Annotated in this window: 18 protein-coding genes; 11 read left to right on the top strand and 7 right to left on the bottom strand. The window is 61.0% G+C overall.

Features of this window, described 5'->3' with window-relative positions; translation table 11 throughout:
* The first annotated feature begins 31 nt into the window (after positions 1–31).
* From FJ490_RS16535 to FJ490_RS16545, 3 genes are read left to right on the top strand one after another with little or no spacing between them, the layout of a single operon-like run.
* On the top strand, positions 32–1,549 hold the full coding sequence (locus tag FJ490_RS16535; protein WP_140729582.1) for an ABC transporter ATP-binding protein: 1,518 nt from the start codon (positions 32–34) through the stop codon (positions 1,547–1,549).
* Positions 1,546–2,628, top strand: coding sequence for an ABC transporter permease (locus FJ490_RS16540; RefSeq protein WP_224680353.1), 1,083 nt, complete (start codon positions 1,546–1,548; stop codon positions 2,626–2,628). Before FJ490_RS16535 ends, FJ490_RS16540 begins: the two co-directional genes overlap by 4 nt.
* Positions 2,621–3,559: an ABC transporter permease gene (locus FJ490_RS16545; RefSeq protein WP_140560694.1), complete on the top strand. Its 939-nt coding sequence runs from the start codon at positions 2,621–2,623 to the stop codon at positions 3,557–3,559. The genes FJ490_RS16540 and FJ490_RS16545 overlap by 8 nt, the downstream gene beginning before the upstream one ends.
* A gap of 265 nt (positions 3,560–3,824) precedes the next feature.
* Here the strand turns inward: FJ490_RS16545 and FJ490_RS16550 are convergent, their stop codons facing one another.
* Positions 3,825–4,253, bottom strand: a complete 429-nt coding sequence (locus FJ490_RS16550) for a hypothetical protein (RefSeq protein ID WP_224680354.1) — start codon at positions 4,251–4,253, stop codon at positions 3,825–3,827.
* 1,218 nt (positions 4,254–5,471) lie between these two features.
* On the opposite strand from FJ490_RS16550, the gene FJ490_RS16560 reads away from it, so the two are divergent.
* From FJ490_RS16560 to FJ490_RS16595, 8 genes are all read left to right on the top strand, one after another.
* The gene (locus FJ490_RS16560) at positions 5,472–7,109 is read left to right on the top strand and encodes a methyl-accepting chemotaxis protein (protein WP_140500721.1); all 1,638 of its coding nucleotides are present in this window, start codon (positions 5,472–5,474) and stop codon (positions 7,107–7,109) included.
* Positions 7,110–7,132: 23 nt separating this feature from the next.
* Complete coding sequence (locus FJ490_RS16565) at positions 7,133–7,597, top strand: chemotaxis protein CheW (protein ID WP_140500722.1); 465 nt, start codon at positions 7,133–7,135, stop codon at positions 7,595–7,597.
* Positions 7,597–8,832, top strand: a complete 1,236-nt coding sequence (locus tag FJ490_RS16570) for a protein-glutamate O-methyltransferase CheR (RefSeq protein ID WP_140500723.1) — start codon at positions 7,597–7,599, stop codon at positions 8,830–8,832. The genes FJ490_RS16565 and FJ490_RS16570 overlap by 1 nt, the downstream gene beginning before the upstream one ends.
* Complete coding sequence (locus FJ490_RS16575; protein ID WP_140500724.1) at positions 8,832–9,536, top strand: chemotaxis protein CheW; 705 nt, start codon at positions 8,832–8,834, stop codon at positions 9,534–9,536. Before FJ490_RS16570 ends, FJ490_RS16575 begins: the two co-directional genes overlap by 1 nt.
* On the top strand, positions 9,533–11,800 hold the full coding sequence (locus FJ490_RS16580) for a hybrid sensor histidine kinase/response regulator (protein ID WP_140657141.1): 2,268 nt from the start codon (positions 9,533–9,535) through the stop codon (positions 11,798–11,800). Before FJ490_RS16575 ends, FJ490_RS16580 begins: the two co-directional genes overlap by 4 nt.
* Positions 11,801–11,822: 22 nt before the next feature.
* Positions 11,823–12,860, top strand: a complete 1,038-nt coding sequence (locus FJ490_RS16585) for a chemotaxis response regulator protein-glutamate methylesterase (protein ID WP_140729583.1) — start codon at positions 11,823–11,825, stop codon at positions 12,858–12,860.
* Between the two features lie 47 nt (positions 12,861–12,907).
* Positions 12,908–13,861, top strand: coding sequence for a PleD family two-component system response regulator (locus FJ490_RS16590; RefSeq protein ID WP_281405705.1), 954 nt, complete (start codon positions 12,908–12,910; stop codon positions 13,859–13,861).
* Positions 13,862–14,226: 365 nt separating this feature from the next.
* Positions 14,227–14,529 carry an Hpt domain-containing protein gene (locus FJ490_RS16595; RefSeq protein ID WP_181165450.1) on the top strand — a complete coding sequence of 101 codons (303 nt, stop codon included), beginning with the start codon at positions 14,227–14,229 and terminating at the stop codon, positions 14,527–14,529.
* 15 nt (positions 14,530–14,544) lie between these two features.
* Here the strand turns inward: FJ490_RS16595 and FJ490_RS16600 are convergent, their stop codons facing one another.
* The 6 genes from FJ490_RS16600 to FJ490_RS16625 form a co-directional block, all read right to left on the bottom strand.
* Positions 14,545–15,972 carry a glycosyltransferase family 2 protein gene (locus FJ490_RS16600; protein WP_181165449.1) on the bottom strand — a complete coding sequence of 476 codons (1,428 nt, stop codon included), beginning with the start codon at positions 15,970–15,972 and terminating at the stop codon, positions 14,545–14,547.
* Positions 15,969–17,006 (bottom strand): HEAT repeat domain-containing protein, encoded by a 1,038-nt coding sequence (locus tag FJ490_RS16605; protein WP_140729584.1) that lies wholly within the window; start codon positions 17,004–17,006, stop codon positions 15,969–15,971. The genes FJ490_RS16600 and FJ490_RS16605 overlap by 4 nt, the downstream gene beginning before the upstream one ends.
* Before the next feature lie 2 nt (positions 17,007–17,008).
* The gene (locus tag FJ490_RS16610; RefSeq protein WP_140518213.1) at positions 17,009–18,763 is read right to left on the bottom strand and encodes a YaiO family outer membrane beta-barrel protein; all 1,755 of its coding nucleotides are present in this window, start codon (positions 18,761–18,763) and stop codon (positions 17,009–17,011) included.
* Positions 18,763–19,155, bottom strand: coding sequence for a response regulator (locus FJ490_RS16615; protein ID WP_140500730.1), 393 nt, complete (start codon positions 19,153–19,155; stop codon positions 18,763–18,765). The genes FJ490_RS16610 and FJ490_RS16615 overlap by 1 nt, the downstream gene beginning before the upstream one ends.
* A gap of 259 nt (positions 19,156–19,414) precedes the next feature.
* Entirely contained in the window at positions 19,415–19,792 is a 378-nt protein-coding gene (locus FJ490_RS16620) for a response regulator (RefSeq protein WP_140500731.1), read from the bottom strand.
* Positions 19,793–19,797: 5 nt separating this feature from the next.
* Entirely contained in the window at positions 19,798–22,239 is a 2,442-nt protein-coding gene (locus FJ490_RS16625) for an ATP-binding protein (protein WP_140729585.1), read from the bottom strand.
* Between the last annotated feature and the right edge of the window lie 245 nt (positions 22,240–22,484).

Below are 22,484 nucleotides of genomic sequence, written 5' to 3' on the forward strand. Positions count from 1 at the left end.
CGGAGGTGGTGCCAAGCCGGGTCGATCCGAGATGAGCAAGATACCGCGCCTGTCGGTTCGGCACCTGACGAAGCGTTTCGCTGCGCTTGCCGCCAATGACGACGTCTCGCTCGACGTCATGCCCGGAGAATTGCATTGCTTGTTGGGGGAGAATGGCGCAGGCAAGTCGACACTGTCGTCCTGCCTTTATGGGCTCTACCAGCCAGACGCCGGCGAAATTCGGGTGGACGGCAAGACCGTCCAGCTAGGCTCGCCGGGCGAAGCCATCCGCGCCGGCATCGGCATGGTGCACCAGCATTTCGTCTTAGTGCCCAGCTTCACTGTGCTGGAGAATGTGGCGGTAGGCACGGGCTCCGGCTGGCGGCTCGGCCGGGCTGAGGCTCTGTCCAGGATCGAGACGATCTGCTCCACCTACGGCATCTCGCTCAACCCACACCGGCACGTCGGCGACCTTTCCGTCGGCGAACAGCAATGGGTCGAGATTGTCAAGGCGCTCTACACTGGCGCCAGACTGCTTATCCTCGACGAACCGACGGCGGTGCTGACGCCCGAGGAATCGCGCCGCCTGTTTGCGATCGTGCGGCGGCTCACCAGTGAAGATCTGTTGGTCGTGCTGATCAGCCATAAGATGTCGGAAGTGATGCAATCCGACCGGGTCAGCGTGCTTCGCAAGGGCAGACTGGTCGGAACGGTCGTAACCTCGAACGTCAGCCGCGACCAACTCACCACCATGATGGTCGGCCGCTCCGTTGCGGCGCCGGCGCGCGCCGCAGATGCGAAAGCGACCGGCGAGACGGTGCTTTCGGTGCGTGGGCTCACGCACCTGCGCGATGGAAGGCCCGTGCTGGACAACGCATCGCTCGACATCGCAGCCGGCGAGATCGTCGGCATCGCCGGCGTTTCCGGGAATGGCCAAGATGAGCTGTTCGAGTGCCTCGCAGGCCTCGCCGCGCCCGACGGCGGCACGGTCTTGCTCGATGGCGAAACTCTGCAGGCGTACTCACCGGCGACGATTGCTGCGAAAGGCATTGGCTACGTGCCCAGCGACCGCTTCCGCGACGGGCTCGTTGCCGATCTCGATATCGGCGAGAATCTTGTACTCGGCCAACAATGGCAAACGCGCTGGCGCAATGGGCCATTTATCGACACCGCGGCGCTCGACGCAAATGCACGCATGGTCATCGCTGCCTATTCGATTGCCGCAACCGGGCCGTCGTCACCCTCTCGCAAATTGTCTGGCGGCAACGCGCAGAAGGTCATCCTCGCCCGCGAGTTCGCCAAAGCGAAGCGGCTTCTGCTGTGCAACCAGCCGACGCGCGGCCTCGATGTCGGCGCCATCGAATTCGTCTACCGACAACTCCTGCACAAGCGCGACGAAGGCTGCGCCATCCTGCTTGCGAGCGAGGAACTGGAGGATCTTTTCGCTCTCAGCAGTCGTATATGTGTGATGTTTCGCGGCCGCGTCCTTGCGGTGCTCGATACGGAAAAAACCACCTATGACGAAATCGGCAGCCTGATGGCCGGCCATGGGAGCGAGGCTGCGGCGTGACCGATTTCAATCTCGTGGAGTGGCGCCTCGAGCGCCGGCTGGAACCGCGGCCGACCGCGCGCATTGTTGCACTTGCTTTGGCGGCGATCGCGGCGGTTTTGGTTTGCAGTCTGCTTTTCGCCGCCGCGGGCGCCAGCCCGGGTGCCGCCTTCACGGCTCTCCTGAAAGGCAGCTTTGGCTCGTTGCGCGCCGCCGGCGAAACGCTGGTCAAGGCAACGCCCCTGATCTTCACCGGTCTTGCCGCCTGTGTCGCCTTCCGCGCGCGTATCTGGAACATTGGCGCCGAAGGCCAGGTTTTTGCCGGCGCCATGTTCGCTTATTGGGCGCAGCACAATCTCACCGGATTTTCGCCTTTCATCCAAATTCCTGTGGTTATAATCGGTGGCATTGTCGGCGGCGCACTCTATGCCGGCCTTGCGGGCGTGCTGAAGACCCGCTTCTCGGTCGATGAGGTGATCTCGACCGTCATGCTCAACTACATCATCGTCTATGTCCTTTCGCTGCTGCTGCTGCGCGGCCCATGGAGCGAGGCGGGCGCCTTCTTCGAACAGACGCCGAAGGTCGATCCGGGCTCGGTGCTTCCGTTGCTGTTTTCCGGTTCACGCCTGCATTCCGGCTTCCTGCTGGCGATTGTGGCGGCTGGCTTGGTTCACATGCTGTTGACGCGCACACCGCTGGGCTATGAGATCAAGGCTGCCGGGTCCAACATGCGCGCGCTCGATGTACAGGGCACCAATACTCGAAGGCTGGTCATAGTTGTGCTTCTGGTTTCCGGCGCGCTTGCGGGGCTCGCGGGGATCACGGAAGTCTACGGCGTCCATTACCGCCTGAAGGCAGGCGTAATAGCAGGTTACGGCTACAGCGGCATCATCGTGGCCATCCTCGGCCAATTGCATCCGCTTGGCGTCGTCGTTGCCTCGGTGTTGTTCGGAGCGTTGCTCAACGGCGCTACGCTCATGCAGATCAAGACCGGCGTGCCCTCGGCGCTGATATACGCCATCCAGGCGATCCTGCTTTTGTTCTTCCTAGCTGGCTGGGCAGCGTGCAATTTCCGCCTGCGGAGGGTCGGCCGTGCTTGACGCACTCTTTCAAACCTCAATCCTGGTCAGTGTGGCGGCGGCCACCATCCGCATCAGCACCCCGCTCCTGCTCGCCGCACTTGGAGAACTTATCGCCGAGCGCAGCGGCGTCTACAATATGGGTCTTGAGGGCATGATGCTGATGGGAGCCTTCACCGGCTATCTCGCCGCCTATGAAAGCGGGTCGTTATGGCTGGGCGTCCTCGCTGCCGGATTTACCGGCGCGCTGATGGCTCTCGTCTTTGCCGTGCTGGTGATCACGCTGAAAGTAGAGCAGATCGTCACCGGTCTTGCCGTCAACCTGCTCGGCGCCGGCCTTTCCACATACTGGTTGCGTTCCGCTTTCGCTGGCGACGGCAAGACGCCGACCATCCCTTTCTTCGCCGATGTGCCGGTGCCGGGGCTGAGCGATATTCCCGTGCTGGGCCCCATCCTGTTTGACCAGCGGGTGCTGACCTACATAGCCTTTCTGATGGTGCCGGCGGTATGGCTCTTCCTGTTCCGGACGCGTTATGGACTGATCGTGCGCTGCGCCGGCGACAATCCCAAGGCCCTCGATGTTAAGGGGGTAAAGGTCGCGCCGGTGCAATATGCCGCCGTGCTCTTCGGTGGCCTGATGGCGGGCGTTGCCGGCGCGTTTCTCTCCGTCGGCCAGGCGGCGCGTTTCGTGCCGGACATGACCAACGGGCGCGGCTGGCTGGCCATCATCATCGTCATCGCCGGCCTATGGCGCCCCTACCCGATTTGCGTGGCGGCTCTGGTGTTCTCCTTCCTCGACGCGCTGCAATTGCAAATCCAGGGCGTCGGTATCGCCATTCCCTACCAATATATGTTGATGATGCCTTATGTTGCGGCGATCGTTGCGTTGATGATCCGTCGCTCGCGGACCAGCGCACCGGCTATGCTGGGCGTGCCGTACAGGCGGGAATAGGACGGTCGGTTTTCATTCTGCTGCTGTAAGGCTGCCTGTACGTAGCTGCCATGCGGCATGGCCCAACCCGTGACCGCGGCAGCAAGCTTCCAGCAAGATCGACCGCTTTGGCGAAGCCGGTATTGTAGCCAACCCGCCCAGGCAGGGAGACCTGACCGTCAGTCACGGGACGTCACAGGGCAAGCAATTTGCCGCCCTGGAAATCTGGATCGTTGGAACTCGACTATCCCGCTGGTGGTTAGCCAGAAGGCTGCATAAGCCTCGCTCAGGAACGCCAGCCACCACTGCCGAAGTGACCTGAACTACGGAGCGTCGCCAGCAGGATGTTGGCTGCTCCGCGTTGATCAATCTTCGCTTGCTCACCAAGCGGAGACGCATTCCAGGCAGCCAGTTCTGACACCAAAAGAGCGGTATCCCCGTCTACCGATGCGCATCTAAGTTGTCCGTTCTTCCCCATCACGATTATAGCTGTACCTATCACGCCATATCCAATCGCAGCTATCCGCTGAACCCAGGTATCGCCGTCAACGCGGACATCGAACAGAACCGACCCTTCGGTTTTTTCCGCAGCGTCCGCCACACGATCACAGAACGGTCGATTGAGGCCTTCGATGTTGCCGAGTGACTGCTCAAACAAGGCCAATTCGACATGCTCTGCCACCATAGCTGTGAGAGTGCGCGCTAGCTGGCCCAATCAGCAAGACACCAGGACCATTATCCACAGCAGCCACAGCTGGTCCCCTTTTTGCCTACTTAATGCCCCCCGTCGGACCGCGAGCCGGGCAACGGCCTCTATGGCTTGGTCGACCTCGTCCGTCGTGGTGTAGTGTGACAGACCCAGCCGGGCGACGCCGCCTTTTTTCGCGCGGTCCAAGCCTGCCGGAGGCTTCATGGCATAGAGTCGCCGGCCCAGCCGAAGATGTTTTTCCTCAGCCAGCGCGGCCGCGTTTTCCAGCGGCGAGCGATTGGCCAGCGGCGAGGTGCCTGTTGAGCGGCAGATTCAGGGCCCTGATATCTGCGCACGCGGCACATCTTGCCCACCCCGGTTGATCGCCTAAATGTTTGGTCCCGGCATTTGCTGGAGCGGATTGAGTCTGAAGCGTTCCGGCTGTGACGCCCACGCCTTGCAGATGAACTCGTAGCGATCCTTCCGCAGTCAGCCTCCGGTTCAGCGGCCAGCTTCACTCCAATTTCTTCAAGCGATTGCGGGCCTCATCTATTCTCGGCACTACAATTGTCAGCCTACTGAATCCAGCATTCTCTTTATCACGGAAAATTTGAAGGTTCGCGCCTGCGACGCCACGCCATATGGATCAACCCCGGCATGGGACGGTCATCAGGCCCCGGGTCGAACAGGTGAGTATAGAACTTCTCTCCACCGCTCATGCTTGGATGTTGCGAGTGCGTCGAAAATTCCTTGGATTTCCGTTGTGCGCGTCCTTCCAAGTCACCAGCATCTGCAATTAGAGAACGTTTGGCTTCGTTCCAAGATGGTTCTCGGGCGGCAGCGCAAAGTCCGCTCGGCGCGCACACCATATGTGTCTCAGCTCGGCCCTTTTTTACTTTGCGTTGGATTCAAGGTGAAATTAGTGGACGCAAGCGAGAGGTCGGCTTTCGGCATCAAGCGGACTAAGCAGTCATTCAACTCCTGGCCTCAAGCAGCTCATGCACGCTCCACTTGACGGTGCGTGCCGCCCCAGCCGATGTCGGATTTATCTATGTCGACGGCGAGACATGCCTTTGACCACGCTTATTGGGGGCGCCGACTGGCGAGCCGCTTTGCCATCATTAGCGATGGAACGGAAAAGAAACCATTCTGCATAAGACTGCTGCTTTTCGACGCACCTTTTCGAAACGTCGGAACGAGCGCTTTTCGCGCAGGCCTCGATGCCCCCATAGGTGAACCGGTTCCATGACGAGTCTGACAATACGCCACCGCATCCTCGTCAGTTTCGCTGCCGTTCTGGTGGTTATGTCCGTGATCGCCGTTATCGCGTACGCCTGGTTTCTTCAGGCGGAGCGGGAGGCAACTGAGGTCGAGAAGGGCATCCTTCCAGACCTCTATCACAGCACCGAGATCATGATGGGGCAGATGAAGGCACATAGCCTGCTTCAGGAATATGCCCTCCAGGACAACCCGTCGGATAAAAGCACGCTTGAAAGCACGATCGCGACCAATCGCGACCAAGTGCGGCGGTTGATGGACGAGTATGAAGCAACGATCGTCTCCGACATCGACAAGCAGAATTACGCAGTCGTCAAAGAACTCGCCAACCAATTTCGGCTGGCGGAAACTGCTGTGCTGGACACGAGCCGAGCTGCCTTGTCGAAAGGTGAAACTCCCAATGAAAGTCCGGTCATCAAGAACACGGTAGAGCCGATCTTTGTGAAATTGCAGTCCGCTCTGCAAGCCATGCTCGAGGATCACAGAGGCGAGGCAAACAGCGCGACGCAGCGAATCAGCTCAATCGTTAGCACGGCGGAAGTCGGTTTGAGCGTGGGCTTGTTGATAGCCCTCGGACTAGCCCTTCTTTTGGGTTACCAGCTGTTTCGCGCTGTCACAGCTCCGCTCACACGTTTGGTCGACGCGGTTCAAATGATACGGCAAGGCGACTTCAGCGAACGCCTCGATCTGAGGCGCCGGGACGAATTCAGCGTGCTTGCCGACGGCTTCAACGCAATGGCAGACGATCTCACAACTCTCATTGGTCAGGTACAAAGGTCCAGCATACAGGTCGGCACGTCGATAACTGAGATTGCTGCAACCTCCAAGCAGCAGCAGGCAACAGCGACTGAAATCGCCGCGACCACGACTGAGATCCGCGCGACAGCCAAGGAAATTTCCGCCACTTCAAACGAGCTGGTTCGCACGATGAACGAGGTCTCGACAGTTGCCGAGCAAACGGCTGCCGTCGCGGGCGGAGGGCAAGAGGGGCTGACCCGCATGGAAGGAACCATGCAGCAGGTCATGGACGCGGCGGGTGCGATCAATTCCAAACTCGCAATCCTCAGCGAGAAAGCTGGCAGCATCAATCAGGTGGTGACCACCATCACCAAAGTGGCCGATCAGACGAACCTGTTGTCGCTCAACGCTTCCATCGAGGCTGAGAAGGCCGGCCAATATGGCCGGGGCTTTGCAGTGGTGGCGACAGAGATCCGAAGGCTTGCGGACCAGACGGCCGTCTCCACTTACGATATCGAGCAGATGGTCAAAGACATCCAGTCGGCAGTTGCTGCCGGTGTGATGGGCATGGACAAGTTTTCCGAGCAGGTCCGCCGGGGCATGCACGAAATCCAGCAGGTCGGCGGGCAACTCTTCGACATCATCCAGCAGGTCCAGGGGTTGGTGCCACGTTTCGAAGTCGCCAATGAAGGCATGCAAGCACAGGCGATCGGCGCGGGACAGATAAGCGACACGCTAACCCAGCTAAGCGAGGCAGCTCAGCAAACAGTCGAGTCCCTTCAGCAATCGACGCTCGCGATCGACGAGCTCAATCAAGTCTCAGGTAGCATGCGAAGCAGCATTTCAAGGTTCAAGCTGAGAGCATAGCGGGCCGGCAGTAGGAGGTGATAATGCTATTCCTCGCCTTCAGTATGGGTTCGGATCGCTACTTGATCGATGTCCACCAAATTGAAGAGGTGCTGCCCTATATCGATGTGAAAGTTCTGCCGGGTGCGCCAACCGGTGTGGTCGGTCTGGTCAGTTATAACGGAATACCCATCCCTCTCATCGATGTTACTCTTCTTGCGCTTGGCCGGCCATCGGAGCGCCTATTGAGCACCCGGATCGTTGTTACGCGCTACCCGGCGCGAGATGGCGAGCAACGCCTGCTTGGGTTGGTCGCGGAACGGGTGACGGATACGGTCGAGCGAGACCCTGCCGACTTCGCGCCGTTCGGCCTCGAGCCAGAAACGCCGTCTTATCTTGGTCCGGTGGCTTCGGATGGCACGGAGATCATTCAGTGGGTCAAAGCGGAAGCGCTGCTTTCGGAAGAGATTCGTACCGCATTGCTCCGCCAGGCCGCGATGAGTGTTTAATGACCGGCGCAATAGAAAAGCTCCTGATGGAAACCATTGGACTGGACAGTGCCAGCGTTGGCCCGACAGTGGTCCGTCAGGCGGTCAGAGACCGGATGGCAGCGTGCCGGATTGCCAATCCTCAGGCCTATAGGGAACACTTGACCGGTTCCCCGCAGGAGCTGCAGGAGCTGATCAATGCGGTGGTGATCCCGGAGACTTGGTTCTTTCGCGACCGAGAAGCGTTCACGATGTTGGCGCGGCATGCGCGCGTGCACAAGCGTGCTCAGCCGACAAAAGTCTTGAGCCTGCCATGTTCAACCGGTGAAGAGGCCTATTCGGTCGCAATGGCCATGTTCGATGCCGGCTTTGAAGCGCACGAGTTCAACATCGATGCGGTGGACGTCAGTACCCGCAATATCGCGTTGGCTGAACGTGCCGTCTACGGGCGCAATTCCTTTCGCGGCAGCTATCTCGAATTCAGGGACCGCTATTTCGAAGCGGTCGAGGGTGGGTTGCGGCCCAGTGCTGCGGTGCTGAAACAGGTTCGCTTCAGGGTCGGCAACCTATTCGGTACTCGCGCAATTTTTGGGCAAGAGGTCTATGACATCCTACTCTGTCGGAATTTGCTGATCTATTTCAATCGCGAACTGCAGGATCGCGCATTGACCCGCCTGAAAGATCTCTTGGCCACGGACGGACTTCTTCTGGTCGGTCCCGCGGAAGCAGCACTTCCAAGGCTGCATGGCTTTATTTCCGCTGAATGGCCCTTGGCCTTTGCCTTCCTGGAATCGGAGCCCATCAAGGCCGCGGCGCCGACAACTGCTATCCCGGTGCGGACATCAACCCCGAAGCTCAACAAGAGCAAGCCCGTTCTTCCGCCACGACTGACCGTCGGCAAGGAAAACAGTGCGCCGGCCCTGGCCAAGCCCGTTGATCAGGTCTCGGAAAGCCTAGTCGCGGTTGAACGGATCGCCAATGCGGGTCGGGTAAAGGAGGCACAGGAGGTCGCCCTCGCCCATCTCGAGAAATTCGGTCCTTCCGCGCAAATCTTCTATCTGCTGGGCCTCGTTCAGGATGCGGATGGCGCTGCATCCAAGGCCGCGCAAAGCTATCGCAAGGCACTCTATCTCGCGCCAAATCATCGAGAGGCTCTGGTCCACCTGGCTTTGCTGCTTCGCAAGCAAGGCGACCACAGCGGCGCCGAGGCGCTGGCCGGAAGGCTGGTCCGGGTCCAGAAAAGGAGCGGCACCTGATGCCGGCTTCGACAAGGATCGCTCTGCCAGTGGAGCAGATTGAAATCGACGACTGCTGGCGGCGGATAGGCGTTCGGGGTGACAAGTCCTGTCCCCAACTGGAGCAGCATCTCCACTGCCGGAATTGCCCGACCTATAGGAAGATTGCACGGCGCCTCCTTGATCGTGCGGCGCCCTCGGCATATCGCGGCGAATGGCCTGATGACGCTGGTCGTGCAGCGGTCGTTTCAACGGACGATGAAGCGCTGCAGACGGCCGTTCTCTTCCGGTTGGGGAACGAATGGCTGGCGCTTCCAGCTGGCATTTTTCATGAAGTGGCTGAATCCCGTCCCGTTCATTCCCTTCCACACCGCAGGAATAGTGCAGTGCTCGGCATCGCCAATGTCCGGGGCGAATTGCTGATTTGCCTGTCGCTCGCTGAATTGCTCGGGATCGACGAAGCCAAGGAGGAGGAACAAGGCAGACGAGCCAAGATATTTCGCCGCCTCGTCGTGGTGGGCGAGCGGGACAAGCGGGTTGCTTTCACGGTTGATGAGGTCCACGGCTTACATCGCTACCGGGCACGCGACACTCTCGCCGTGCCAGCTACGATCGGCAAGACGCTGTCGGCGGCTACTGTTGCCGTTTTGCCCTGGCGGGAACGGGCTGTTGGCTGTCTCGACCCGGGACAACTGCTCACGATGATGGATCGGAGCATGGCATGACAGATGAGGACTTCAGCCAGGTTTCGATGTTGAGCCTTTTCCAGGCCGAACTGGAGACGCAATCACAGGCTTTGACCTCCGGCCTTCTGGCGCTCGAACGCGATCCTGTCGCCACCGACGCACTGGAAGAATGCATGCGGGCCGCGCATTCGCTGAAAGGAGCAGCCCGCATCATCGATCTGACGCCCGCCGTCAAAGTTGCAAATGCAATGGAAGATTGCTTGGTCGCCGCGCAACGTGGGCATCTGAGGGTACGCAAGGAGCATATAGATGCGCTTCTGCAAGGCTCTGACCTTCTGAAATTGATCGCATCGGGATCATCGAACGAGAGCGTCAACCCGGAAGTCGAAAGCTTTCTGGCGAAGTTCGAGGAACTGTCCCTCCCCGAGCCCGCACCCCAAGATTCGGCAGCTGATTTCGCAACGCCAGAGCATAGCCGAAAGGAGCCGGCGGCAACCTCGTCAGCGAACCCCCTTGTCGAGCCGAAAGCTCAAGCCCGAGGGAGCATCGGCTCAGATAGAATGGTTCGGGTGACGGCAGAAAGCCTGAACCGATTGCTCGGTTTGGCCGGCGAGTCGCTGATGGAAGCTCGGCGGCTCAGGCCATTCGCTGACGGGCTGCTGCGGCTGAAGCACCTTCAATCAGACATCGCAAGTGCGTTCGACAATCTTGATGCAGTGCTGCTGCCGGTCGCAAAAGATGCGGCTGTGGTGGAAGCGCTGGTTGAAACGCAGCGAAAGCTTCGGTTGAGCCAAGCCTTCTTGGCGGAGCGTCTCGATGAGTTGGATTCAGTCGATCGGAAAGCCACCGATCTTGCCAACCGATTGTACGAGGAGACGTTGGCGAGCCGGATGCGACCTTTTGAAGACGGGGTGAGACACTACGCAAGAACGGTCCGCGACCTCGGTCGTACACTTGGCAAGCGGGTGCGACTGGAGATCGTAGGCGGCTCGACCGGCATCGACCGCGATATCCTCGAGCAGCTGGATGCCCCCTTGGGGCATCTTCTGCGCAACGCGGTAGACCATGGGCTTGAACCGCCTGATGAGCGCCTCGCAACCGGCAAACCCGAAGAGGGACTCATCAGGCTCGAAGCGAGGCACAATGCCGGACTGCTGCAAATAGCCGTGGTGGACGACGGCAGAGGGATCGAGCTCTCGAAGCTGCGCGAGACTGTCGTCGCCCGGCAGTTTGCAACCAGGGAAAGCGCCGACGCGCTCAGCGAAACGGAATTGCTGGCATTCCTTTTTCTGCCCGGCTTTTCGATGAAAGTTGGCCTGTCCGACGTCTCCGGCCGTGGCGTGGGACTCGACGCAGTGCAGGCGATGACGAAGGAGGTTCGCGGAATCACGAGCGTCTCCTCGGAATTTGGTCGAGGAACCCGGTTTCAACTGCAACTGCCGCTGACGTTGTCAGTCCTGCGCACCTTACTCGTCGAAGTCGATGGGGAGCCCTATGCGTTTCCACTCGCTGCCATCTCCAAGACAATGAAATTGCAGCGCGTGGAGATCAACCTCCTGCAGGGCCGCCCGCATTTTCGCTTGAACGATCGACAGATCGGGTTGGTGACAGCGCGCGAGGTGCTGGATCGAGGAGAGTCTGCGTCCGAACCAGAGGAACTCTCGGTCGTCGTGGTGGAAACGGGTCGTGGGGACGCCTACGGCGTAATCGTCGACCGTTTTCTCGGGGAACGCGAACTGGTGATCAGACCTCTCGATTCCCGGTTTGCCAAGATCAAGGACATCAGCGCAGCGGCCCTGATGGAGGACGGTTCGCCTGTTCTGATCTTCGACGTCGATGATCTGGTTCGATCGGTGGAAAAGCTTGCGTCGTCCAGCGGATTTCGAGCCCTTCGGCGAGCCGCGGGCGGTCCCGGACCGAGCAGACGCAAGCGCGTGCTGGTGATTGACGATTCACTCACGGTTCGCGAACTCCAGCGCAAGATGCTGGGCAATCACGGTTATGACGTCGAAGTGGCAGTCGACGGTATGGACGGGTGGAATGCCGTCCGATCTGGTCCTTTTGATCTCGTCGTCACTGACATAGACATGCCGCGCATGGATGGTATCGAACTGGTGAGCCTGATCAGAAAGGACGTCCATCTCAGGAACACACCCATCATGATCGTTTCATACAAGGATCGGGAAGAAGACCGCTCGCGCGGGCTTGACGCCGGTGCCGACTATTATCTGACCAAGAGTACCTTTCAGGACGAGGCGCTGATCCATGCCGTCGTGGACATGATCGGCGAGGCGACTGAATGAGATCGAAATTGGCGACCAACGAATGAGAATTGGCGTAGTCAACGACATGCCGATGGCGGTTGAACTTCTGCGCCGGCTGGTCATGTCGACCGGCGAACACCAAGTCGCATGGACTGCGACCAATGGGCGTGAGGCGGTCGAGGTCTGCAGACGTGATCTGCCGGATCTGATACTTATGGATCTAGCAATGCCAGAGATGGACGGGGTGGAAGCGACCCGCAGAATCATGGCGGAAACCCCATGTTCAATCTTGCTGGTGACAGCCAGTATCGAAGCCAACGTCGCCGGCGTCTACGAAGCGATGGGGCATGGCGCGCTCGACGCCGTCGATATTCCCTCAGTAGGCATCGAAGGTGATGCGTCCTCGCAATCCGCACGGCTGTTGACCAACAAGATAGCAATGATCGGCAAGCTGATCGGCGATGCGCCGGGCAAGGCAAGAAGGAGGATGTCCCGTGCGGCTGAGCCGACAGCTCGACGGCTAATTGCAATCGGTGCCTCTGCTGGCGGGCCGGCCGCCGCTGCCGCAGTCCTGAGCGCGTTTCCCGTTGATTTCGCCGCCGCCATCGTGCTCGTACAGCATCTCGATGCCCAATTCGTTCCAGGCCTTGCTGATTGGCTCGGCCAGCATACGCCTCTCCCGATCCGTCCAGCGCGGGAAAACGATAGTCCTCAAGCGGGCACCGTTCTCATTGCCAGTTCCGCGGATCATCTGGTTTTCAAGTCAGCTCAGCAACTTGGCTATACGCCTAGCCCCGAGGACAGCGTTTATCGGCCGTCCGTAGATGTGTTCTTCGAAAGTGCCGCGCAATGGTGGCCTGGCTCGGTGATTGGAGTCCTGCTCACAGGCATGGGCAAGGATGGTGCGCACGGGTTGAGACAGCTCCGCGACAAGGGGCATCTCACAATCGCGCAGGATAGAGCAACCAGCGCCGTCTACGGCATGCCGAAGGCCGCCGCCGATGTCGGCGCGGCTGTTGATATTCTTCCTTTGAGTGCGATCGGCTCACGCATAATCGAAGCCCTTTCAGCGCTCCAGGTGAAAGGGTTCGTCCGATGACGCTAGAACCACAGCTGGTCCCACCACTTGCAGATAACTATTCATCCATGGTTCTGCTCATCGATGACCAGATCATGGTTTGCGAGGCGGTCAGGCGCGCTCTAGCCAGCGAGCCTGATATCTCCTTACACTTCTGCACCGACCCATTGAGAGCGATCACGGTCGCCGACGAGGTAAAGCCAACCGTCATCCTGCAGGATCTCGTCATGCCCGGGGTCGATGGGCTGCATCTGGTGCGAGAATACCGGAAGCATGCTTCGACACGCGCGGTACCAGTCATTGTGCTGTCGAGCAAGGAAGACCCAGCCACCAAGGGCGAAGCGTTCGCTGCGGGAGCGAACGATTATCTCGTAAAGCTTCCGGATCGTATCGAGCTGATTGCACGCGTTCGATATCACACGCGGGCCTATCTGGATCACGTCCAGCGAGAAGCTGCATACCGAGCGCTAAGGGAAAGCCAGCGACAGCTGATCAGTGCTAATCTCGAGCTTGAACGTCTGACGCGGATCGATGGCCTGACGGGCCTCGGCAACAGGCGCTATTTTGACGAATATCTGGCGTCTGAATGGAAGCGTGCTTTTCGCGCACAATCCCCATTGTCGCTGTTGATGATCGATGCCGACAACTTCAAACGATACAATGATACCTATGGCCATATGGCCGGCGACGAGGTGCTCAAGCAAATCGCCCGCGTAATCCAGAGCGGTTCCGGCCGTTCCACCGATCTCGCTGCGCGGTACGGAGGCGAAGAGTTCGTCATCGTGCTGGTCGACACTTTACTGGAACAATCCAGTGCGATCGCAGAGCAGCTCGTCCAGAGCGTGCGGGAGCTGAACATACCCCACGGCTCGGATCGCGTGACCATCAGCGTTGGCGTCGCAACAGCGGTGCCCACCGAGAACGAAACGCCGAAGGATTTCGTCAATGCCGCCGATCTGGCTCTTTTTCGTGCCAAATCGGAAGGACGAAATCGTGTTGCGCTTCAGTTGTCCCGCGCTTGACGAGTGGCTAGGCAAACTGTTGGGCCATGCAAGCCGTATTGCCGGTCGTGAGCTCATGGCGGCAGGATGGTACACTTTCACCAATTGCATGATAGCGGACGTGCTGCGGCCGCCGACCTGTCGGCCTATCCGAATGCCGCAGCAGGCTCCAAACATTTGAAAATACGTTGAATGCACCCCGCTCGCCGGCCTTCAAGAAGGTCTATGCCGACCAGCTCGCTCATTCCGCGGTTGGACATCAAAAACTCATCGCCATTGCATTTGGCTGAAGCGGGCGCCGCAGTTCTGCTCTGACAGGAGCGTGGACCGCAAGCAGTTCGTTCCACTCCACCGAGTTTTCTGCTTGAATACCTCTAAAGCCATCCATGGAGGCCCCTTCCATTCTGAATGATCCCTTCGCCCCCTTACGACAGCGTTTCCTGGCTCGGTGCGCCACTCAACTCGCGGAGTTGAGGGCGGCGCGTCAGAGAGGCCCGTCAGTGGGCTCCAACGACACCCTGATTCCCACCGCGCACTCGCTCGCCGGGGCCGCAGGGACATTCGGGTTTGCGGAGATCAGCGCGCGGGCATCGGCGTTGGAGACATTGCTGATCGAGCAGGCGGACGATGGGGCCTCGCACGCCGCACTCGATGCGCTTATCACGGAGATCGAGCGGACGCTGAAGTGACTCAGCAGACGGGGCTCACTTCTTCGCGCCGCCCAGGCCGGTCCTGGTCATCTCACCCCAGCTCTGGTCGGCCCGAAGAAATTGCCACCAGCCCTTCACGCGCCAGAAATTGTTGAGCTGGCGGTAGCCGAAATTCTCGATCACGGCGACCGCCGTCAATACCGCGAGGTCCCTGGCGCGGGGAAAACGCTGCAACTCGGCCTCTTCGAGAACGAGGGAGCATACGCTCACGCAGACGCCATAGGTGAAGATGAGCGAGGTGAAGGCCAGAAGATATTCGGCCGAAAGGACACCGAGCAGCCAGAAGGCGGGGATGAGGATATAGCCCAGCACCTCCGCCACCGGTCCCAGAACGTCGACAATGAAGATGTGGCCGAAGCCGAGAAAGCCGACGCGGCCATAGCGCGGGTTGAAGAGCATGGAGCGGTAGCGGAAGAAGCATTCGAGCGAGCCGCGCTGCCAGCGCGTGCGCTGCCGGGCAAGGACGCTCAGCGATTCCGGCGCCTCGGTCCAGCACACCGGCTCCGGAATGAACTGGATGCGGTATTTGCGCTTTTTATCCCGCATATAGCGGTGCAGCTTGATGACGAGGTCGAGGTCCTCGCCCATCGAACCCTTGGTGAAGCCGCCGACCGCCACCACTTCGGCCCGGCGAAACATGCCAAAAGCGCCGGAGACCAGCATCAGTGTGTTGATGCGGCTCCAGGCAAGCCGCGCCATCAGGAAGGCGCGCAGGTATTCGACCACCTGGAGCAGTGGCAACAGACGGCGTGGCAGACGGACTTCGCGCACCCTGCCTGCCTCGATCCTGGAGCCGTTGGCGATGCGGATCGTGCCGCCGACGGCAATGGTGCGCTCGGGGTCGTCGATGAATGGCTGGGCGGCACGCATCAGCGCGTCGGGCTCAAGGATAGAGTCGCCGTCGATGACACAAAAGAGCGGCGCGCGACAGACATTGATGCCGGCATTCTGGGCGTCGGCCTTGCCGCCGTTCTCCTTGTCGACGACGAACAGCCGCTCGGTCATCGGTGACGAATAGAGGCCGCGGATCGGATTGTGCGCGAGCGCCTCCTCATAGGGCCGATGGAACTTTACCAGCTTGAACGCCTCGATGAGGCGCAGCAAGGTCTCGTCTTTCGAGCCGTCGTTGATGACGATGACCTCGAAATTGGGATATTCGAGCGCCAGCATGGAATGGACGCTCTCGACCACGTTCAAGGCCTCGTTGTAGGCGGGCACCAATAGCGCGATCGGCGGCGCGACATCGCCATAGCGGTGCCAAAGCAGCGCCGAGCGCGCGACCGGTGGGCGCTTGGACAATGCATAGCCGGCGACGATGAGCTGCAGGAGGTATATCGTCGTCTGCGCCAGCCCGGCCCCGATGATGAACCAAGACAAGATGGTGGCGGCAAGAACGATCTCGTCGCTCCAGTCGGCGATCATACGGCTGGTCCCTCGACAAGAATGAGCGAGGCGGTGCGCTGGCTGCGCGAGACCTCGCTGTCGGCAATCTGGCGCAGCAACCGCTCTCCCGGCTGGCCGAAGGAGCGCAGCGCGTTGGCGGCGGCATAGCGCACGTTCCACACCTCGTCGCCCATCAGCTTGGATAGCGGCCGGCCAAGTTCGGCGAGGCCGAGGCGGCCGGCGGCATCGGCGGCCGCGCTGCGCACCTCCCAGTCGCCTTTTGTCATCGCGGTCGAGAGGATCGCCGGCGCGTCGGCATTTCCGGTGAGGCCGAGCGCCCGCAGTGCCGCCGCGGCAACCTCGGACGAGGCGTCGTCGGCCAAGCGGGCGAAGAGATCGGCGAAGCGGAAGCCGCCGGCGCGGGCCAATGCGTCGATCGCGGCCGCCCTTATGAAGGGCACGGCGTCGGCGCGCGCGGCATGGTCCGCCAGTTCCTCCAGGCGCGCGTGCGGAAAGCGCCTGAACAGCTCGATCAGGCGTCGCGAGCGCTGCCCGGCCACGCCGATCTTGCGCAGCGCAATGCCGAGCGGCGGCAGGCTGTTCAGATCGCAGAGCGCTATGGCGACGGCGATCCTGACCTCGCGCGAGCGGTCGTGGTCGAGCGCGGAAAGCAGGCTTGCCACCGCACCTTCCGAGCGCAGCGCCGCCAGCATCTCGGCCGCATGGATGCGTTCGGCGCCGTTGCCCTTTTCCAGTTGCCTGCCGACAAGGGCCGGCAGGCCACATTCCTTGAAAGCAGCAAGGACATCGTCGTGCTCCTCGCCGCGCAAAAGCGAAATGAACTCGAAGCCGGTATTGATCGCCACGCCAGCCGGCACCGAAAGAATGGCCGTTTTCAACACCTCGCGGTCGCGGCTCTCGGTGAAGGCGATCAGCGCAGTCAGAAGCTGACGCCGCTGGTCGGCCGCAGCCTTGCTCCGGCGCTCCTGCAGGACGCGTCTCGCGATCAGGAACAGCATGATCACCAGCGAAAGAGCGCTGAGCAGTATGGAGAGATCCCAGATGTACCACATGGTCAGAACCGCGCGGTCAGGCCGAGACCGAATGTATTCCGGTCGAATCTCGGTCGTTCTTCATGCGCGATGCTGGCGCGCAACGTCAGCGGATCGCTGATGTCCCAGGAAACACCACCAAAGACCGCGCGCGTCGGCACCAGCGTGCCGTCGGAGATTTCGGGAGCGTCGGCATAACCGCCGAACACGTTGAAGTGCGGTGTCGCAGCAAGGTCGACGCGAAGCACATAACCGTCTGCGCCCGTGCCGATATCATCCTGCGCATGAACCCAGCGGGCGGAAAGCCCCAGGCGGCCGTCTAGGATAGAGGTCTGCACCCATGGCGAGATGCTGGTGACATTTGTGTCGGCGAAATTGTCGTAGCGGGCGTCGATGTTGAGCGAAAGCGGGCCGAACGCCTTTGCCGGCGCCATGACCTGCCACGAAGCCCCGGCGCCGATCGAATAGCGCGCGAGGAAATCAGCGTCCGGCGTCGCCGCCGCTAGGGCATAGGCAGAGAACGCCGGCGAGAAGGCCTGGTCGATACGGCCTTCGATCTGGACGTCGGTGCGGCCGAAGCGTGTGGCCAGCCGGGTGCGACCGGAAATCGTGGTGCGCGGCGACAGCCGATAGGCAAGACCTGCCGAACTGTCGGTCCAGTCGCCGAGCTCGCTGGTGAGATCGCTCACCTCGCTGCCGAGGTCGAGCCGCCATTTGCGCGGCGGCGGCACGGCCAGCCTTTGCTCGATATCGAAAGAGCCAGGCTCGACGGCGAGCGCTTGGCTGTAGGCATCCCGCGCGTCCTCCTCTTTACCCTCGGCGCGGCGCACATCGCCGAGCCCGACCAGCGCCTCGGCATTGCGCGGATCGGCCGCAAGCACGCGCTGGAACGACTGCCCGGCCCGCGTGTAATCGGCCTCGAGCAAAGCCACTCTCGCATCCAGCTCGAGCGCCTCGACATTGCCTGGCACTGAGGCCAGCACGCCATCGACCAAGCGGCGGGCGCTCGGCGCGTCGCCCCGCCAGATCGCCAGGCGCACCTTGCCGAGCCGCGCGTCGAGAAGGCCCGGCTTGATCGCAAGCGCGCGGTCGAAGAAAAGCCCCGCCTCGTCGAAGCTTTGGCTGGAGCCGACGACCAGGCCAAGGGCGACGAGGATGTCGGTGTTCTTCGGCGCCAGTCCCAGTGCCCGGCGATAGACTTTCTCCGCCTCGGGCAGCTTTCCCGCCGCTCGCAGGCGTCTGCCCTGCTCCATCAGACCGGCGACGGGATCGGGCCGCCGGCTAGTCGGTTTCTTTGTCGGCGCCGGAACCGCGGGAGACCGTCTCACCTCACTGCCGGCGGCTTGCTTCGCCTTCTGGATATTCGCGATAAGCGTGGCGGCGTCAGCGTTGCCGGGCTCGGCCCGCAGGGCCGTTTCGGCTAGCGGAAGCGCGGCATCCAGATTGCCCGAGCGGAACTCGACCTCAGCCATGCCAAAGCTGGCGTCCCGATAGGTTGGGGCCAAGGACAGGGCATTGGAAAAAGCGTCGCGCGCCGCCGACAGATTGTCGCGGCCGAGTTCGGCAAAACCGAGTTGCACCAAGGCGTCGGCGTTATCGGGTTTAAGCGCAAGGGCGCGCCGTAAAAACTCCACCGCCTCGTCAAAATGCTGCGCTTGCCTGGCCTTGACGCCGAACTCGTAAAGTTCATCCACCGTCTGCGCCAGCACCGCGCCCTGGGGCGCAGCGATCGCCAGGATCAGACATGCGCCAAGGGCTGCGCACCGGCAGCGCCGCATCAGCGTTTCCCGCTCTTTCGCGCGAGCAGACGCGCCAACCGCGCCAGAAGCTCCTCGGGGATGAATGGCTTCACAAGGTAGTCGTCGGCTCCTTTTTCGAGGGCCGAGACGATGTCCCTTTCGCCCTTGCGGGCGGTCAGCATGACGACCGGGGTTTCGGACAAAGCCGGATCGCCCTTGATGCGGGCAAGGACCTCCAGGCCGTCGGCCTTGGGCATCATCGCGTCGAGCACGATGATGTCCGGCGCCTCATGCTCTGCCTTCGAGAGCGCTTCCGCCCCGTCTACTGCTTTGATGACCTCATATCCCTTTGCCCTGAGCCTGAATTCCATCAGCTCGATCAACAAGGGATCGTCATCGCAAATCAGAACTCTTGCCTTCGCTCCGTTCACCAGCCTTGCTCCGGTTCCGTCGCCCCCCGGAGTGATCCCATGAACCGACATCCGCCAATGCGGTCCATGCAGACAGAAATATTCGTCTCGACTCTCTCATCGACGTCCGCCGATGCCACGCGATTATAGACAACCTGATTCGCTGCGCCTGCACCTCGGCACAATCAGTAGATGAATAAGGCGACATGGTATAGGAGCCCTGAACGGCATCGCACAGTGTGCAGACAAACTGCGCTCGGTGGCCAAGCCATACGTCGGCTCAGGTGCGCGATAGAAGCAATCTTTTGACTTCACCGGCAAGCGCAAGTGGGTCGAAAGGTTTGGCGATCACCCCCACCGCCCCCATAGCCAGATAGCGTTCGACCTCATGCGTCTGGGTGCGCGCGGTGATGAACACCACGGGTATCGACGCCGTCGGCCGGGACTCGGCCAGGCGCCTCAGCGTCTCCGGTCCGTCCAAGTCCGGCATCATCACATCGAGCAGGATGAGGTCGGGCCGCCATTCGGCGGCATCGGCCAGCGCCTGCATGCCCGAAGAACAGGATCGCACCTCGAATTCCGGCTCGAGCTCCAGCGACATCTGGGCGATTTCGCGGATATCGTCCTCGTCGTCTACATAGAGGATCCTTGCGGGCATTAGCATCACTCCTTGGCGTGCGCGGCAGGCCGAGTGCCATTGCGGGACGAAACCAACATGTTCCGTACCAACTTTGCCACATCGATTTCCGACGCTCTGGTCTTGGTCATGATCGCCTGCACCCGATCGCCGAGCTTCTGGTCGAGTTCCGCCGCCGAGAACACGATGACCGCAGTCTCGAGCGGCAGATCGGTCAGGAGGTCGAGGCCCGATCCGTCGGGAAGCGCGATATCCAGGATGACTAGGTCGAAGCGATGGCGGGCGATCGCCTCCTGGGCCTGCTTTAGTGTCTTCGCCGAGGTGATCGAGACGCCCGAACCCAGCCCTTCTGACATCACCGCAAGCACGCCCTCATCGTCTTCGACATGCAGGATTTGTGGCTTCGGCTCGACCCTACGGCCGACGATCTTGGCAAGAGCGGCGTGAAGCCGTTTCGAATCCACCGGCTTCTCCAGCCAGTCGACGATGCCGACGGCGCTGCCGTTCAGCGAGCGCCTGGCCTCGTCGGCGACGGCGGAGATGACGATGACCGCAATGTCGGAATTCACCGGTGATGCCCGTATGTCGTGGAAGAGCTTGATTCCGGATTCCCCCGCCAGCTTGATGTCGAGCGTCAGCGCCACGTAGTCGCGCGAGCTCAGCAGCGCCTTGGCGGTGTCGATATCGGGCGCGACGTCGCTGGCAAAGCCTTCTGCATCGAGAAGTGCTGCGATCACCACAGCAATGTCAGGCTCGTCCTCGCAGATGAGGACACGCAGGCGGCCATCGCGCTTGCGCGCCCGGCGCTCGACCGAAACCGGCTTCTCGGTCTGCCTGTGCGCTTCGGGGACGTCAATGTGAAACGAGGTTCCCTTGCCTTCCTCGGTTTCGAAGGAGACGCCGCCGCCCAGCTTTTCAGTGATGGCCTTGACGATGCTCAAGCCCAGGCCAGTACCGCCTATCTTGCGAGTGCTGGAGGCGTCCGCCTGCTCGAACTTCCCGAATATGCGACTGCGGAACGCCTCGGGGATGCCAGCGCCCTGGTCCACGACCGAGATGCGCAGCATATCGGGGGCACGACGATGGAGTTTCACCGTGACGATGCCATCAGTGTGCGAGAACTTGATCGCATTCGACAGCAGGTTGGCCATCACCTGATGCAGGCGATCCGGATCTATGTTGGCTTCGGCGCGCGGGGCATCGTCGACCAAGACGATCCTGATTCGGCTGTCGGCCATGTAGTTGGTGCTGGCGGCAATCGCCTGTTCCAGGACCGGGCGGACAGCCATCTGCCTGATCTTGAAGGTGATCACGCCAGATTCGATCTTCTCCATATCAAGGATGTCGTTGATGAGAAGAACCAGCCTTTCACTGTTGGTGTGGGCGATGTTGACGAGATTGGCGGCCTTGGGCGGCAGTTCGCCGGCGACGCCGGCCGCGATCAAACCAAGTGAGCCGCGGATGGAGGTCAGTGGGGTGCGCAATTCGTGGCTGACCGTCGAGATGAAATCGTTCTTCAGCTGGGCATTTCGCTTTTGCTCGGTGATGTCGCGATTGTAGGTGATGACGCCGCTGATCTTGCCGGTCTCGTCGCGGAACGGTGCCTTCAGCGTGTAGAGCCAGCCTTGTCTGCCGTCCGGGAAAACCGCCGGCTGGTCGATGCGCAGCGTCTGCCCGGCTTCCAGAGCGCCCATCTCATCCTGCCGGAAGCGCTCGGCCACGTCCTTAGAGTAGAAATCGAAATCCGTCTTGCCGATAAGCTGTTCGACCGAAGCGGCGCGCATCATTTCGGCAGTGGCGGGATTGGCGGCGATGAACCGGCCGTCGACATCCTTAATGTTCAGGCAATCCGGGAGTTCGCGGACCATGGCCCGGTAGATCATGTTGGACATCGCAAGATCGCGCCGCCGCTGCTGCCGGTCCAGCAGAACGCTTATGAGGACGGTGCTGAGGAAGCGGAACACGAGTGATGGGAGTGTGCTCTGCTGCACCAGGTCGGCAACGACTTGCGAGGGGATGATCAGGAGCGTGATCAGCCCGGCGAAAGCTACCGACACGCCGAGTCCGAATATGTCGAACATGGTGCGAGACCGGGCAGTAACGATGTGGTGCCACGCAATACCGACTATAGCGGTGATGAGGATCCCCACGACACCGACGCTCGCGCCCTGTCCACCGAGATAGATGCGATAGGCAATGGAGCCGGCAGTAGCGATGAACATCGCCGGCCATCCACCGAAGAACGCGGCAGCCGCAATGAAGGCGGCGCGGAGATCGACGACGAAGCCGGAGACGGACAAGCCCGTCGCCATGGAAATGATCGCGCCCATGCACATGACCACACCAAGAACCAGCGACTGCATCCGCGTCGACAGGCGCCCGGTGAAGTCCGCCACAAGATCCCAGGCGACCACGAGGATGGAGACCAGGGCAAGATTGGCGAGGAGTGACTGCCAGAACTCGGTCATGACTTTCCCGCTCCTTTTCCCGATAGATACCGCCAAAACCTATCCGAGGTCTAAAGAAGCTACAGACTCCGGCCCTCTGCCAGTTGAGGCTCGCTGCTCGAAGTCGCGTCGGTGGTTAATCCGCGCGTCGACAGCCCTCTGGCCGAGCCTGCCATAGCCCGGGCGGAACCATCCTCTCCGCTCGCGGTTTGGGCGAGCAACCCAAAGGGAGAGCTTCATGACACAATCGCGCGACTGGTTGATAC

Origin of the sequence: Mesorhizobium sp. B2-5-11, assembly GCF_006440835.1 — a bacterium.
Lineage (GTDB): Bacteria > Pseudomonadota > Alphaproteobacteria > Rhizobiales > Rhizobiaceae > Mesorhizobium.

Coding starts and splice junctions, on each gene's coding strand:
- FJ490_RS16620 (WP_140500731.1), bottom strand. CDS start 19,792: ATGCCCGCAAGGATCCTCTATGTAGACGACGAGGACGATATCCGCGAA.
- FJ490_RS16590 (WP_281405705.1), top strand. CDS start 12,908: ATGGTTCTGCTCATCGATGACCAGATCATGGTTTGCGAGGCGGTCAGG.
- FJ490_RS16570 (WP_140500723.1), top strand. CDS start 7,597: ATGACCGGCGCAATAGAAAAGCTCCTGATGGAAACCATTGGACTGGAC.
- FJ490_RS16595 (WP_181165450.1), top strand. CDS start 14,227: ATGGAGGCCCCTTCCATTCTGAATGATCCCTTCGCCCCCTTACGACAG.
- FJ490_RS16625 (WP_140729585.1), bottom strand. CDS start 22,239: ATGACCGAGTTCTGGCAGTCACTCCTCGCCAATCTTGCCCTGGTCTCC.
- FJ490_RS16605 (WP_140729584.1), bottom strand. CDS start 17,006: ATGTGGTACATCTGGGATCTCTCCATACTGCTCAGCGCTCTTTCGCTG.
- FJ490_RS16535 (WP_140729582.1), top strand. CDS start 32: ATGAGCAAGATACCGCGCCTGTCGGTTCGGCACCTGACGAAGCGTTTC.
- FJ490_RS16565 (WP_140500722.1), top strand. CDS start 7,133: ATGCTATTCCTCGCCTTCAGTATGGGTTCGGATCGCTACTTGATCGAT.
- FJ490_RS16600 (WP_181165449.1), bottom strand. CDS start 15,972: ATGATCGCCGACTGGAGCGACGAGATCGTTCTTGCCGCCACCATCTTG.
- FJ490_RS16560 (WP_140500721.1), top strand. CDS start 5,472: ATGACGAGTCTGACAATACGCCACCGCATCCTCGTCAGTTTCGCTGCC.
- FJ490_RS16585 (WP_140729583.1), top strand. CDS start 11,823: ATGAGAATTGGCGTAGTCAACGACATGCCGATGGCGGTTGAACTTCTG.
- FJ490_RS16575 (WP_140500724.1), top strand. CDS start 8,832: ATGCCGGCTTCGACAAGGATCGCTCTGCCAGTGGAGCAGATTGAAATC.
- FJ490_RS16610 (WP_140518213.1), bottom strand. CDS start 18,763: ATGCGGCGCTGCCGGTGCGCAGCCCTTGGCGCATGTCTGATCCTGGCG.
- FJ490_RS16580 (WP_140657141.1), top strand. CDS start 9,533: ATGACAGATGAGGACTTCAGCCAGGTTTCGATGTTGAGCCTTTTCCAG.